The organism is Bradyrhizobium sp. WBAH42, assembly GCF_024585265.1.
Taxonomy (GTDB): domain Bacteria; phylum Pseudomonadota; class Alphaproteobacteria; order Rhizobiales; family Xanthobacteraceae; genus Bradyrhizobium.
In genome coordinates, this window is sequence record NZ_CP036533.1 from 6683239 (window position 1) to 6696495 (window position 13257).

The following is a 13257-nucleotide window of genomic DNA, read 5'->3' on the forward strand; positions in this document are numbered from 1 at the left end:
AATCGGATTTGCTCCGCCGAGAACTGCGCGCAACGGCGCCGCGCGGATAGCAAGGGAGCTGATCATGAACGGGCTTGGCGGACTGAACAAATCGCCTGAGGGCGTCGTGATTGGGCTGGTTCAGTTGCAGCTACCGAACGTCGTCACCCGCGCCGATCTCGCCAGGCAAACCGAGCGCATCGCCTGGATGGTCGGCAAGGCCCGCCGCAATCTCTCCACCATGGATCTGGTGGTCTTCCCCGAATACTCGCTGCACGGCCTCTCGATGGACACCAATCCGGAGATCATGTGTCGGCTTGACGGACCGGAGGTCGCGGCCTTCAAGCAAGCCTGTGTCGACAACAAGATCTGGGGCTGCTTCTCCATCATGGAGTTCAACCCGCATGGCAATCCCTACAACTCGGGCCTGATCATCGACGACCACGGCGAGATCAAGCTCTACTACCGAAAGCTTCATCCCTGGATTCCGGTCGAGCCATGGGAGCCCGGTGACATCGGCATTCCCGTGATCGAGGGCCCGAAGGGCGCCAGGATCGCGCTGATCATCTGCCATGACGGCATGTTCCCGGAGATGGCACGGGAATGCGCCTACAAAGGCGCGGAGATCATGATCCGCACCGCCGGCTACACCGCGCCGATCCGCGAAGCCTGGCGCTTCACCAACCAGGCCAATTCGTTTCAGAACCTGATGGTCACCGCGAATGTCTGCATGTGCGGCTCGGACGGCTCGTTCGATTCCATGGGCGAAGGCATGATTGTCAATTTCGACGGCACCGTGCTGGCGCACGGCACGACCGGCCGCGCCGACGAGATCATCACCGCAGAGGTGCGGCCGGACCTCGTACGCGAGGCGCGCATCAACTGGGGCGTCGAAAACAACATCTACCAGCTCTGGCACCGCGGCTATGTCGCGGTGAAGGGCGGCGCGATGGACTGCCCCTACACCTTCATGCAGGACATGGTCGCCGGCACCTTCCGACTGCCGTGGGAAGACCAGGTCAAGGTCACCGACGGCACCTCGTGCGGCTTCCCGGCCCCGACGCGGATGTTCGGCAAGACGGCGAAGGCGGCGGAATAACCCGGTTTCTCGGGCGTGACCGCGACATTCTGGCACGGTTGTTGCTCCTCTCTGACGTCCAGGACGTGTCAAAGGGGAGTGACCATGTCGACCATCGCCGCGGCACCCGCCGCCGAGCCGAAGCCGCTCTACACCTCGCTGTTCGTCCAGGTCTTGGCTGCGCTGGTGCTTGGCGTCATCCTGGGGATGGCCGTTCCGAACTTCGCCATCAGCCTCAAGATCCTCAGCGATGCCTTCCTGAAGCTGATCTCGATGATCGTGGCGCCGATCGTGTTCTGCGTCGTCGTGCATGGCATTGCCGGCGCCGGCGATCTCAAGAAGGTCGGCCGCGTCGGCGTCAAGGCGTTGATCTATTTCGAGATCATGACGACGGTGGCCCTCGTGGTCGGCCTCTTGCTCGCCTACATCTTCGGTCCCGGCCACGGCATGAACATCGATCCCTCGACGCTGGATGCCAAGGCGCTCAACACTTATGCCGACAACGCCCACAAGCTCTCCGGCGGCGGCATCGGTGCCTTCCTGATGAACGTGATTCCGACCACCTCCTTCGATGCGCTGTCGCGTAACGACGTGCTTCAGGTGCTGTTCTTCGCGGTGCTGTTCGGCATCGGTCTCGCGCTCGTCGGCGGCGAGAAGGGCGCGCTCGTCACCTCCATGATCGACGCAGCCTCCACCGTGCTGTTCCGCGTCATGGGGCTCATTGTGCGGGTTGCGCCGCTCGGCGTGCTCGGCGCGGTCGCCTACACGGTCGGCAAATATGGCGTCGGCTCGCTGAAGCAGCTCGTGTCGCTGGTGATGCTGTTCTACGTCTCGGTCGGCATCTTCGTGCTCGGTGTGCTCGGCGGCGTGATGGCGCTCGCCGGCATCAACATCCTCAAGTTCCTCGCCTACCTGCGCGAGGAGCTGACCATCGTGCTGGCGACGGCATCCTCGGACGCGGTGCTGCCCCAGATCATGAAGAAGCTGGAGCGCATGGGCGTGAAGGATTCCGTCGTCGGTCTCGTCATTCCGACCGGCTATTCCTTCAACCTCGACGCCTTCTCGATCTACCTCACGCTCGCCGTCGTCTTCATTGCGCAGGCCACCAACACGCCGTTGTCGTTCGGCGACCTGCTGCTGGTGCTCGGCGTGTCCCTGATCACGTCGAAGGGCGCACATGGCGTGCCGGGCTCGGCGATCGTGATCCTGGCGGCGACCTTGAACGCGGTGCCGAGCATCCCTGCGATCGGCCTCGTGCTGGTGCTGTCGGTCGACTGGTTCATCGGCATGGCCCGCGCGCTCGGCAACCTCGTCGGCAATTGCGTCGCAACCGTCGTGGTCGCGGCCTGGGAAGGCGATCTCGACCGCAGCAAGGCAGCCAAGGTGCTGGAGGGCGGCGAGGTGGTCGACGTGACCGCGGGATAGCGGTTCGCGGGATCAGTCATTCCACTGGAGGAGTGGCGTGCCGTACGCCCGCCTCCAAACCGACAGGAAGCGCGGAAACCACGAGTGGGCCACGGCGCCCTTATAGGCCCAGGTGCGATACTTCAGACCCTGCTCCGAGATCAGCTCCTGATAGCCGCCGTGGACCTCGGTCGCGGTGCGAATGTCCTTCAGGATTCCTTGCGCGCAGGCCCGGTAGTTCTCGCTCCCTGAGGCCTCATCAAAGTCGAGCATACGATCCGCAAACTCGACGTTGAATGTCGGCCAGGAGGAGCGCCCCTGATAGGCGGGCGCCGCGATCTTGTGGATGATCTTGTTGCGCGGATTATCCGCCGACACCAGGAAGTGGAACGTGCTGGGAATGCGAAACCGCGGTTCGGCGATGATCAGATCCGCCGTGGTCGCGAACAGCGCGCGCTCGCTCGCCTCGCTCATAGCCCAGAAGCCGCGATGCACGCTGACGAAATCCAATGCGACCGACGATGCCGGTGAGCTCGCCGGGCCGTCCAGGGAATGCCTGATATAGCCGTCCTTCCCGAACAGGCGGAGCAGGTCCCTCTTGTACTGCGCGAGGTCGCGCCCGAGCAGCCGCTTCAACTCGTTCTCGCCGACAATTCCGAGCTGCACGCCCCACACGAAGGTCGTGTAGACGCAGGCATTGGTGACGAAACGCCGGCGCTCGGCGCGGGTATCCGTCGCCGCGGAGCGCGGGCCGGTGGAGTCGCACAGCAAATATCTGGTGCCGTCAGCGTCGAATGCCTCCAGCTCGCTCGCAAGCTTCAGGATCGCGCGCTTCAGGTCTCCGCCATATTCGGCCAGCAGCAAGCGGCCGGCATGCGCGCATTGCGACATCGCCAGGTAGGATGACGCCCTCTGCTCGGCAGAGAGCATCTGCTGCAGACCGGCGAGAATGCCGAGCAGCGTATCCGAGGGCCGGGAGAAATAGTTCACGCCGAGATACCGGCCGCGCCCGGCCGGAACGATGGTCGTCGTCACGACGTCGGCGCGAACTGCCTCCAGCAGCAGGCGAACGCTCTTTTCGAGCAGACGGACCCGTCGCACCGCGTCCTGCGAGTCCATGATCGTCTCGGGATCGAGCACGTCAGGATAGAACCAGGCGAAGTCGCGGGGGTAATAGGCCGATGCGTGCGGCGCGCCCGTGACCAGGAAGGCCTCGGTCACGGAAAAGGCACTGTCCATCGAGTGCCGATAGAGGTCCTCGATGGCCGACAACGAATGGGGCGATTGTCTCAGAAATCGATCACCGAGAAAATTGACCGCCTGAAGGGCGTTGGCGACGAAGGTCGCAGCCATCCCTTGGTAGAACCGGTTCTCACGATGTGATGGAAAAGAGATGTCGCTGTTCATGTCCGTCAATCGGCTGATTGTCTCGTGAGCCTCGCGATGATGGCCACCATTCTAAACATGACTGATTCGTATCTCTACCCGGTGACTTGCGGGTTCGTGACGCTTGCCTAAGCCGTACGCGGCCTGAAATTCTCGATCACCCTGAGCAGCACACGCGCGCCGGCGTCGGCATCGGCAAGCTCGACATGCTCGTCCGGATGATGGCTGATACCACCGCGGCAGCGGACGAAGATCATGCCGACGTCCGCGATGTCAATCATCGCCATGCCGTCGTGCCCTGCCCCGCTCGGCAGCTCGAACACGGAGAAGCCTTCGGCTTCGATCGCCTGCGCGATCTGCTGCTTGAGCCAGGGCGCGCAGGGCGCGGTGCGGTTCTCGTGGGTCACGTCAAGTTGGAGTCCCAATTGCCTCCGCTTGGCGATCGCCTCGATCTGGCGGACGACATCGGCCACCGCGCGCTTGCGGTGCATATCGGTCGGCGCGCGCATGTCGATGGTGAAGGATACTTCGCCCGGAATGACGTTGGTCGCGCCGGGCCTCGCCTGGATGTAGCCGACGGTGCCGACGAGGCCGCCCTCGTCGGTGCGGCAAAACTGCTCGATCGCACCGACGCATTCGGCCGCGCCGGCGAGCGCGTCGCGGCGCAGCGCCATCGGCACGGTGCCAGCATGCCCGGCCATGCCGGTGAGCCGCGCCGCAAGGCGTGTGGCGCCGGCAATCGCGGTCACGACGCCGACGGGCAGGTTCTGCGCTTCCAGCACCGGCCCCTGCTCGATGTGCAATTCGAGATAGGCAAGCAGCTCGCGCCGCGTCCGCGCGGCCGCGCCGATATGGTCGGCATCGAGGCCGAAATGAACGAGGGCCTCGCGCATCGACACGCCATTGCTGTCGCGCGTATTCAGCACGCTCTCATCGAAAGTGCCGGCCACCGCACGGCTGCCGAGCAAGGTCGAGGCAAACCGCACTCCCTCCTCGTCGGCAAAACCGATCACCTCGATCGCAAACGGCAGGCGCTTGCCGCGGCGGTTGAGATCGGCGACGCAAGAGATCGCCGTGATCACACCCAGCGGTCCATCCCATTTGCCGGCATCGCGCACGGTGTCGTAATGTGAGCCGAGCATCAGGCAGGGCGCGCCCGGCCGCTCGCCTTCGTACCGTCCGCAGACATTGCCGATCGCGTCCAGATGCGCGCTCATACCGGCCTCGCGCATCCAACCCATGATGAGGTCAGCGGCCTTGCGCAGCTCCTTGCTGAGAAAGATGCGGGTGAGTTTTTCGGGGTCTTCCGAGATCGCGCCGAGCTCGTTGATCCGGCGAGCGATCTCATTGCCGAGCGATGCATCGTGAACGGTACCAGCGCCCATCTCGGCGAGCTTTCCATCTTCTGAGGACATTGCGGTCCTGGCGACAATCGATACAAGTTCGGTGCCAGCGAACATCACCGGCGCCGTCCCAGTCAGCGCGTGGTTAGCATGAATGCGCCTTGCCGGCCGACCGTCCAACGGCGGTCATACACATGCGCGAGCTGGTTCGGACTGCTTAACTCCACTGCATACAATATTTAGATATTGCCCATAAATTAATCTGCACCTTTCCTCGCCAAGTTCGACGCTCTCCTTATCTAGCATTTGTTTTCAAGTACTTATAACGAATTGCTCTCTTCATAGCCTCTGGCACGAAGCTTGCGACATCTGGTCCCGGCTCCGCCAAGCCGGCGCAGCCGCGAGATCAAGGCGGGACATCCGCCAAGGGGAGCGAGCAATGGATTATGGCAGGATTTCACGACGTCATTTGTTGCAGGGCGGCGCGGCCCTCACCCTCGGCGCGGCGGCGGGCCTCCGCCCGGCCTTCGCGGCCGAGACCACCATCGGCTTCATCTATGTCGGCTCGCGCGACGACTACGGCTACAATCAGGCCCACGCGCAGGGTGCGGCGGCGCTGAAGAAGATTCCCGGCCTCAAGGTGGTCGAGGAGGAAAAGGTGCCGGAGACCGATGCGGTCGAGAAGACGATCGAGTCCATGATCAATCTCGACGGCGCCACCCTGCTCTTCCCGACCTCGTTCGGGTACTACAATCCGCACATGATCAAGATGGCCAACAAGTACCCGAAGCTCCGCTTCGAGCATTGCGGCGGCCTCTGGAGCGACAAGGACCCCAAGAATGCCGGCAGCTATTTCGGCTATATCGACGAGGCCCAGTACATCTCGGGCATCGTCGCCGGCCTGACGTCGAAGAGCGGCAAGCTCGGCTTCGTCGCGGCCAAGCCGATCCCTCAAGTGCTGCGCAACATCAACGCCTTCACGCTTGGCGCCAAGTCCGTCAATCCAAAGGCCACCACCCAGGTGATCTTCACCGGCGACTGGTCGATGCCGGTCAAGGAAGCCGAAGCCACCAACAGCCTGATCGATCAGGGCGTCGACGTGCTCACCTGCCACGTCGATGGCCCCAAGACCATGGTCGAGAATGCCGCGCGGCGCGGCGCCTTCGTCTGCGGCTATCACACCAACCAGTCGGCGCTGGCACCCAAGGCCTATCTCACCGGCGCGGAGTGGAACTGGGAAGCGCTCTATCCGAAGTTCGTCAAGATGATCGCCTCCGGCGAAGGCATCCCGAATTTCTACCGCGGCGGCCTGAAGGAAGAGATCGTCAAGACCTCGCCCTATGGCGAAGCGGTCTCGGCCGAAGCGCGCAAGGCGGCCGACGAGGCCAAGGCAAAATTCCTGTCGGCAGAAGGCTACGCCATCTTCAAGGGTGGGCTGGTCGACAACAAGGGCAAGACAGTGATCCCCGCCGGTACCGACCGCGGCCAGAAGGATCCTGAGCTGGAGAAGATGGACTACCTCGTCGAGGGCGTGCTCGGAGCCACTTCGTGACCACGGAAGCGGCGGATTCCACGGACGCGGTCGGGACAGTCGCCCCGGCCGCCGATCCCGGTTTCCTCCAACGCCACGGCGGCACGATCGAATATGTCCTGATCCCGGGCGCGGCGCTCGTCGGCGCGCTCGCGGTGTTCGGCATCTTCGTCGCGATGTTCGGCAAGAACCCGTTAGATCTCTATTTCTACATGTATTACGGCGCGTTCGGCACCTGGTTCTCCTGGCAGAACACGCTGACGCGCGCAGCGCCCCTCATCCTCACCGCGCTCTGTACCGCGCTGCCGGCGCAGCTCGGCATGGTCATCATCGGTGGCGAAGGCGCGCTGCTGATCGGCGCGTTGTCGGCAACCAGCGCCGCACTCGCGCTTCAGGGCATGCCGCCGTTCGTCGTCCAGATCGCCATGGTCTGCGCCGGCGTGATCGGCGGCGGACTGTGGATCATGCTCTCAGGCGGCTTGCGGCAGTATCGCGGCGTCAACGAGACCATCTCGAGCCTGCTGCTCGTCTACATCGCGCTGGCGATCCTCAACCATCTGGTCGAAGGGCCGATGCGCGATCCCGCCAGCCTCAACAAGCCGTCCACCCGCGAGATCGGCGCCGCCAACATGATCGGCTCCATTCCCGGCACCGACGTGCATTGGGGCCTCGTGTTCGGCGTGATCGCCGCGATCGCCTCTTACATCCTGATCTATCACACCGTGTTCGGCTTCGCCGCGCGCGTGGCTGGCGGCAACATCCGTGCTGCGAAGATCGTCGGCCTCGGCGTCGACAAGCTGATCCTGACCGTCTGCTTCCTTGCCGGCGGCGCGGCTGGCCTTGCCGGCATGGTCGAGGTCGCCGCCGTGCAGGGACGCACCAACGCGAACCTCGCCGCCGGCTACGGCTTCACCGGCATCCTCGTTGCCTTCCTGGCGCGGCAAAATCCGCTCGCCATCATCCCCGTCGCAATCCTGCTCGGCGGCATCAGCGCCAGTGGCGGCCTGCTGCAACGCCGCTTGGGGCTACCCGATGCGTCCGTGCTGGTGCTGCAGGGCATCATCTTCGTTTTCGTGCTCGCCAGCGATGCGCTCTACGGCCGCATCGGATTTCTGAAGGGAAAATCCTGAGATGGCAGACGGATCGATCGGCCTCTGGACCGTCCCGCTCGCCGTGCTTGGCGGCGCCATTCGCGTCTCCACTCCATTCCTGTTCGTGAGCCTGGGCGAATGCATCACCGAGCGCTCGGGCCGCATCAATCTCGGCCTCGAAGGCACGCTGGTGATGGGTGCGATGAGCGCCTATGGCATCTCCTATCTCACCGGCTCTCCGTGGCTCGGCGTGCTGGCCGCCGGTATCACCGGCGCGCTACTAGGTGCGCTGCATGCCGGCATCTGCTCGCTGCCGCGCGTCAACGATGTTGCCGTCGGCATTGCCTTGATGCTGTTCGGCACCGGCCTTGCCTTCTATCTCGGCAAGCCCTTGATCGAGCCGACCGCGCCGCGGCTGCCGGCCATCGACTTCGGCTGGTGGAGCGACATCCCGCAAGTCCGCGCCGCGCTACGCATCAACGTGCTGTTTCTGATCGGCGTGGTGCTGGCGCCAATCCTTTATTGGGCCTTCCGCACCACCCGCTGGGGCCTCCTCATCCGCACCGCCGGCGAGAGCTCGGATGCCGCACGCGCGATGGGTCATTCCGTGCTGCTGATCCGCCTGCGCGCCACCATGGTCGGCGGCTTCCTCGCCGGCATTGGCGGCTCGTTTCTGTCGCTGTTCTATCCCGGAAGCTGGAACGAGGGCCTTTCCTCGGGCCAGGGCATCACCGCCGTCGCGCTCGTGATCTTCGCGCGCTGGGATCCCCTGCTCTGCCTGTGGGCTTCGCTCGCCTTCGGCGGCGCGGCGGCGCTGGGTCCGGCGCTGCAATCGGTCGGCGTCACCTCCGGCTATCACCTCTTCAATGCTGCGCCCTACATCCTGACGCTGGCGATCATGATCATCACCTGCTCACCGAAGCGGACGCTGACCGGCGCGCCCGCCGAACTCTCGATCACACGGTAAACACGCACGAGGTCGTCCATGCCCGAGCGCTACATCAAGTCCGAGCCCTATGCCTGGCCCTACAATGGTGATCTCCGCCCGGAGAATACGGCACTGATCATCATCGACATGCAGACCGATTTCTGCGGCGTCGGCGGTTATGTCGACAAGATGGGCTATGACCTCTCGCTGACGCGGGCGCCGATCGAGCCGATCAAGCGGCTGCTCGCGGCGATGCGCAGCCAAGGCTTCCACATCATCCATACCCGCGAGGGCCACCGCCCCGATCTCTCCGACCTGCCCGCCAACAAACGCTGGCGCTCGCGCCAGATCGGCGCCGGCATCGGCGATCCCGGCCCGTGCGGCCGCATCCTGGTGCGCGGCGAGCCGGGCTGGGACATCATCGAGGAGCTGGCGCCACTGCCGGGCGAGCCGATCATCGAAAAGCCCGGCAAGGGCTCGTTCTGCGCCACCGATCTGGAGCTGATCCTGCGCGTCCGCGGCATCGAGAACATCGTGCTGACCGGGATCACGACCGACGTCTGCGTCCACACCACCATGCGCGAGGCCAACGACCGCGGCTTCGAATGCGTCCTGCTGCACGATTGCTGCGGCGCGACCGACAAGAGCAACCACGACCACGCGCTGAAGATGATCAAGATGCAGGGCGGCGTGTTCGGCGCGGTCTCGACCTCTGATGCCTTCATCGGAGCGATTTCGTGATCATCGGCGAAACGCCTCCGCCCTCGGGCGCCTTCGGCGTCGATGCGATCGCCATGACCATGCGCTTCGGCGACTTCCTGGCGCTGGACAATGTCGAGCTGAAGGTGCGGCCCGGCTCGTTCCATGCTCTGCTCGGCGAGAATGGCGCCGGCAAATCCACCCTCGTCAAATGCATCATGGGCTACTACCACGCGACAGAAGGCGACATTCTCGTCGGCGGCCGCGAGCAGGCGATCGCCAACCCGAAGGATGCCCATGCCCTTGGCCTCGGCATGGTCTATCAGCATTTTACGCTGGTGCCCGCGATGACGGTTGCCGAAAACCTCGTGCTGGCGCGCGACGACGTGCCGGCCGTGGTGAGCTGGCCGAACGAGATGAAAGAGCTGGAGGCGTTCCTTGCTCGGATGCCTTTCAAGGTGCCGCTTGCCGCGAAAGTTTCGGACATCTCTGCCGGCGAACGGCAGAAGTGCGAGATCCTCAAGCAGCTTTATCTGAAGCGCCGCTTCCTGATCCTGGACGAGCCGACCTCGGTGCTGACGCCGGCGGAAGCGGACGAGGTGCTCGGCATGCTCCGCGACATGGTCGTGAAGGGCGAGCTGACCATCCTGATGATCACGCACAAGTTCCGCGAGGTCATGGCCTTCGCCGACGAAGTCACCATCCTGCGCCGCGGCAAGCTCGCTGGAGCCGGCAAGGTTTCCGAGCTGACGCCGGATGAGATGGCACGCACCATGATCGGCGCCGAGGAGCTGACGGTGCAGCCGCCGCGCACCGGCGAAGCCGGTCAGGCCAGGCTGGAGCTGCAAAAGCTCCGCGCCCTGGACGATGCGGGCGCCGTTGCCGTGCACGATGTCTCGCTCACGGTTCGCGCCGGGGAGATCGTCGGCATCGCCGGCGTTTCCGGCAACGGCCAGCGCCAGCTCGTCGAAGTTCTGGCCGGCCAGCGCGAGGCCGAGAGCGGCGATATTCGCGTCGCCGGCGATCCCTATCACGCAAGCCGCGAGGAGATGCGGCGCCACAGGATGTCTCTCCTGCCCGAGGAGCCGCTGAAGAATGCCTGCGTCGGCGGCATGAGCGTCGCCGACAACATCGCCTTCCGCGAATTCGACCGCGCACCCTTTGCCAGCGGCGGCTGGTGGCTCAATCGCGGAGCCTTCCGGAGCGACGCCAGGAAGAAGATCGGGCAATACAAGATCAAGACCCGCACGCCTGACACGCCGATCTCGGCACTGTCCGGCGGCAACGTGCAGCGCGCTGTGCTGGCCCGCGAGCTAGGCGGCGACGTCGAGGTGCTGATCGCCGCCAACCCCTGCTTCGGCCTCGATTTCGCGGCGGTGGCGCAGATCCACGCCGAGATCATGGCGGCGCGCAACCGCGGCGCCGCCGTCCTGCTCGTCAGCGAGGACCTCGACGAGCTGCTCGAACTGTCGGATAGGCTGGTGGTGATGTTCCACGGCGAATTCGTGTATGAAGCACGGACCAGCGAAGCCGATCTCACCGTGGTCGGCCGGCACATGGCAGGACACTGAACGGAGGATCGATGGACGACGCATCAGGGCGCGACGAGCACTTCCTGCGCCTGTCCTTCGCGGTCGCCCGTCGTTCCCTCACCCATGGCAACCACCCGTTCGGCTGCATCGTCGTCGATGCCGACGGCAAGGTGCTGATCGAGACCGAGAACGGCTACATGCCGGATCGCGACGCCACCGCGCACGCCGAGCGCCTCGCAGCCACCCAGGCCTGCCGCACGCTCGATCGCGAGGTGCTGGCGAAAGCCACGCTCTATTCCTCAGCCGAACCCTGCGCGATGTGTGCGGGCGCGATCTACTGGGCCGGCATCGGCCGCGTCGTCTATGGCCTCAGCGAGCATCGCCTGCGCGGCATCACCGGCAACCATCCGGAGAATCCGACCCTCGACCTGCCATGCCGCGAGGTCTTTGCCAGCGGCCAGCGGCGGACGGAGGTCGTCGGGCCCCTGCTCGAAGACGAAGCTGAAGCGCTGCACGACGGCGTTTGGACGACGTAGCAGCACATCCCCAAAGGACCAAAGAAGATGACGCCGCGGAGGTTTGACGCGGCGCCATCGTCTTTCACCTGCAGAGCATCAGGCGATCAGAACTTCACGGTGATACCGGAGTAGAGCGAGGACTCGGTGCACGCTCCGGTGCTCACCCTCGCGCCACCGACGAGCGTGGTACAGCCGACCGCGAGGTTGTGATCGAGACCAAACTTGTTCTGCCAGTAGCGGTAAGCCACCCAGACGTCCACGAAGTGCGAGTACTTGTCGCCCCAGGCCGCCTTCGACGCATCGAAGGTCAGACGGATGGGCTCCGAATTCAACTCGACCGCAGTGTTGTAGACGCCGTTCGCCGGGCTGTAGGGAAGCGGCTCGGTGTCCGTGCCCTTCTTGCCGTACCAGCCGGCGCGGCCGCTGATCGAGAAATACTGCATGTTCGGCGGCAGGAAGCCGAGGTCCATGTAGTAATTGACCTCGACGGCCCAGGTTGGCTTGAACGACGTGTTGCCGTCGGCAAGACAGGTGACGCCGGGAACGCCCGGACCGAACAGCCCGCACTGGCTGAAGGAATTGTGGTTGGCGAACTCCCAATAGACCAACGGCGCGACATTGACGTACCCCTTGTAGGGCAGGTCGAATGCGAACTGCAGACCGCCGACGACGTCGCGCTTGGCAGCGCCGAAATACCGGTTCTCGGTGTTGGCATCCATGCCGACTTCGAACGAGATGTTGTGCAGCGGGCCCGCGCTGAAGGCCTTGGTGTTGAAGAGCTCGTTCCAGCCGAAGGTCGAGCGGAACAGGCCGTAGATTTCGGTCGCACCCGCGCACGTCGCCGGCGCACCGAAGATTGTCCCCGCATTGGTGCACGGCCCCGCCGGATCATTGTGATCCGACTTGAACAGGGAGATGGTGAAGAAGTTGGTGCCGTACGCCCAGAGGTCGAAATGGGTGAACGAATAGACCTGCTTGGTGGTCTTGCTGTCGATCGACCCATCTGGCCGGAATGACCACGCGCCCGGTTGCGCAGCGTTGAATATGTATGAGAACGTGACGCGGTTATCGATCACCAGGAAGAACGGAAGGTCTGGAGACTTCTTGGCCGCCTTGACCGGCAGGTCCGCCGCCTGAGCCAGGCCACCGATGGCCAGCGTAGCAAGTGACAGCGCCGCTGCTGCCACTGCCGTATAACGAAACGACATCCTGAATACCCCCTCGTTTGGGCAAGCAAAAATGCGCGCCCCAGGGTGCGACATTTGCGCCGATCTCCCGGACCGAGAAGCCTCAACTTTTCACATGGCGTGCCGCATGTTGCAGCAGCACGCGACGAGTGACGGAAGAATCGCAGCGCCCCGACGTGGAGCGAACACGCAACGAGAGAGGCATCGCTGCCGAACATTCCCGATTGTTTTTATTCGGATTTTCTGATTGAGCCCGAACGCAGTGCCGCATCGACGCTGCTGTTGCCGTCGCTGCACTCCACGCGATGGGCGACCGACGCGTCCATTGCTCAACATGGCGTCAGGTCTGCACAGCGGGTTCCGATTTACCTTGAACCGTCACAAATTTGCAACAGAGGACCGACTCGCGGACGCGATCGCCCTGCCGTCCAGGTGCCGTTTGCGGGAGTTGATCGCTCGGAATCGATGACAAGCGCTGGGCCGAGGGCCTGCCGAAGCGTTGAGCAAGGGATGATGCTTTTTCACATCTTACACCGCGGTCCAAACTGGCCCAGTATTGAGGCACTTCACCCATGCAAGCG

At 64.0% G+C, this 13257-nt stretch carries 11 protein-coding genes; 8 read left to right on the top strand and 3 right to left on the bottom strand.

The window, feature by feature from the left end; all coding sequences use genetic code 11:
- The first annotated feature begins 64 nt into the window (after window positions 1-64).
- On the top strand, window positions 65-1078 hold the full coding sequence (locus DCG74_RS31630; protein WP_172785510.1) for a formamidase: 1014 nt from the start codon (window positions 65-67) through the stop codon (window positions 1076-1078).
- Between the two features lie 84 nt (window positions 1079-1162).
- Complete coding sequence (locus DCG74_RS31635; RefSeq protein ID WP_172785511.1) at window positions 1163-2482, top strand: dicarboxylate/amino acid:cation symporter; 1320 nt, start codon at window positions 1163-1165, stop codon at window positions 2480-2482.
- Between the two features lie 12 nt (window positions 2483-2494).
- On the opposite strand, the gene DCG74_RS31640 is transcribed toward DCG74_RS31635, so the two are convergent.
- Together DCG74_RS31640 and DCG74_RS31645 are read right to left on the bottom strand one after the other, a co-directional pair.
- Window positions 2495-3868 carry a hypothetical protein gene (locus DCG74_RS31640; RefSeq protein ID WP_172785512.1) on the bottom strand — a complete coding sequence of 458 codons (1374 nt, stop codon included), beginning with the start codon at window positions 3866-3868 and terminating at the stop codon, window positions 2495-2497.
- A 107-nt stretch (window positions 3869-3975) separates the two neighbouring features.
- On the bottom strand, window positions 3976-5232 hold the full coding sequence (locus DCG74_RS31645; RefSeq protein WP_172785676.1) for an allantoate amidohydrolase: 1257 nt from the start codon (window positions 5230-5232) through the stop codon (window positions 3976-3978).
- Between the two features lie 397 nt (window positions 5233-5629).
- Here DCG74_RS31645 and DCG74_RS31650 point away from each other — a divergent pair, with 397 nt between their 5' ends.
- The 6 genes from DCG74_RS31650 to DCG74_RS31675 are packed head-to-tail and all read left to right on the top strand — an operon-like array spanning window position 5630 to window position 11507.
- Window positions 5630-6742, top strand: a complete 1113-nt coding sequence (locus DCG74_RS31650; RefSeq protein ID WP_172785513.1) for a BMP family ABC transporter substrate-binding protein — start codon at window positions 5630-5632, stop codon at window positions 6740-6742.
- On the top strand, window positions 6739-7851 hold the full coding sequence (locus DCG74_RS31655) for an ABC transporter permease (RefSeq protein WP_172785514.1): 1113 nt from the start codon (window positions 6739-6741) through the stop codon (window positions 7849-7851). The genes DCG74_RS31650 and DCG74_RS31655 overlap by 4 nt, the downstream gene beginning before the upstream one ends.
- A 1-nt stretch (window position 7852) precedes the next feature.
- Window positions 7853-8779 (top strand): ABC transporter permease, encoded by a 927-nt coding sequence (locus DCG74_RS31660; RefSeq protein WP_025037674.1) that lies wholly within the window; start codon window positions 7853-7855, stop codon window positions 8777-8779.
- An 18-nt stretch (window positions 8780-8797) separates the two neighbouring features.
- A complete protein-coding gene (locus tag DCG74_RS31665; protein ID WP_172785515.1) occupies window positions 8798-9481 on the top strand; it encodes a cysteine hydrolase family protein in 684 nt (227 codons plus the stop codon).
- A complete protein-coding gene (locus DCG74_RS31670) occupies window positions 9478-11010 on the top strand; it encodes an ABC transporter ATP-binding protein (RefSeq protein WP_172785516.1) in 1533 nt (510 codons plus the stop codon). Before DCG74_RS31665 ends, DCG74_RS31670 begins: the two co-directional genes overlap by 4 nt.
- Window positions 11011-11021: 11 nt before the next feature.
- Complete coding sequence (locus DCG74_RS31675; RefSeq protein ID WP_172785517.1) at window positions 11022-11507, top strand: nucleoside deaminase; 486 nt, start codon at window positions 11022-11024, stop codon at window positions 11505-11507.
- An 86-nt stretch (window positions 11508-11593) separates the two neighbouring features.
- Here the strand turns inward: DCG74_RS31675 and DCG74_RS31680 are convergent, their stop codons facing one another.
- On the bottom strand, window positions 11594-12697 hold the full coding sequence (locus DCG74_RS31680; RefSeq protein ID WP_172785518.1) for a hypothetical protein: 1104 nt from the start codon (window positions 12695-12697) through the stop codon (window positions 11594-11596).
- Window positions 12698-13257 lie beyond the last annotated feature (560 nt).

What these genes read in the sequence shown, in the direction of transcription:
- DCG74_RS31630 (WP_172785510.1), top strand. Translation starts at nt 65, where the DNA reads ATGAACGGGCTTGGCGGACTGAACAAATCGCCTGAGGGCGTCGTGATT.
- DCG74_RS31635 (WP_172785511.1), top strand. Translation starts at nt 1,163, where the DNA reads ATGTCGACCATCGCCGCGGCACCCGCCGCCGAGCCGAAGCCGCTCTAC.
- DCG74_RS31640 (WP_172785512.1), bottom strand. Translation starts at nt 3,868, where the DNA reads ATGAACAGCGACATCTCTTTTCCATCACATCGTGAGAACCGGTTCTAC.
- DCG74_RS31645 (WP_172785676.1), bottom strand. Translation starts at nt 5,232, where the DNA reads ATGGGCGCTGGTACCGTTCACGATGCATCGCTCGGCAATGAGATCGCT.
- DCG74_RS31650 (WP_172785513.1), top strand. Translation starts at nt 5,630, where the DNA reads ATGGATTATGGCAGGATTTCACGACGTCATTTGTTGCAGGGCGGCGCG.
- DCG74_RS31660 (WP_025037674.1), top strand. Translation starts at nt 7,853, where the DNA reads ATGGCAGACGGATCGATCGGCCTCTGGACCGTCCCGCTCGCCGTGCTT.
- DCG74_RS31665 (WP_172785515.1), top strand. Translation starts at nt 8,798, where the DNA reads ATGCCCGAGCGCTACATCAAGTCCGAGCCCTATGCCTGGCCCTACAAT.
- DCG74_RS31675 (WP_172785517.1), top strand. Translation starts at nt 11,022, where the DNA reads ATGGACGACGCATCAGGGCGCGACGAGCACTTCCTGCGCCTGTCCTTC.
- DCG74_RS31680 (WP_172785518.1), bottom strand. Translation starts at nt 12,697, where the DNA reads ATGTCGTTTCGTTATACGGCAGTGGCAGCAGCGGCGCTGTCACTTGCT.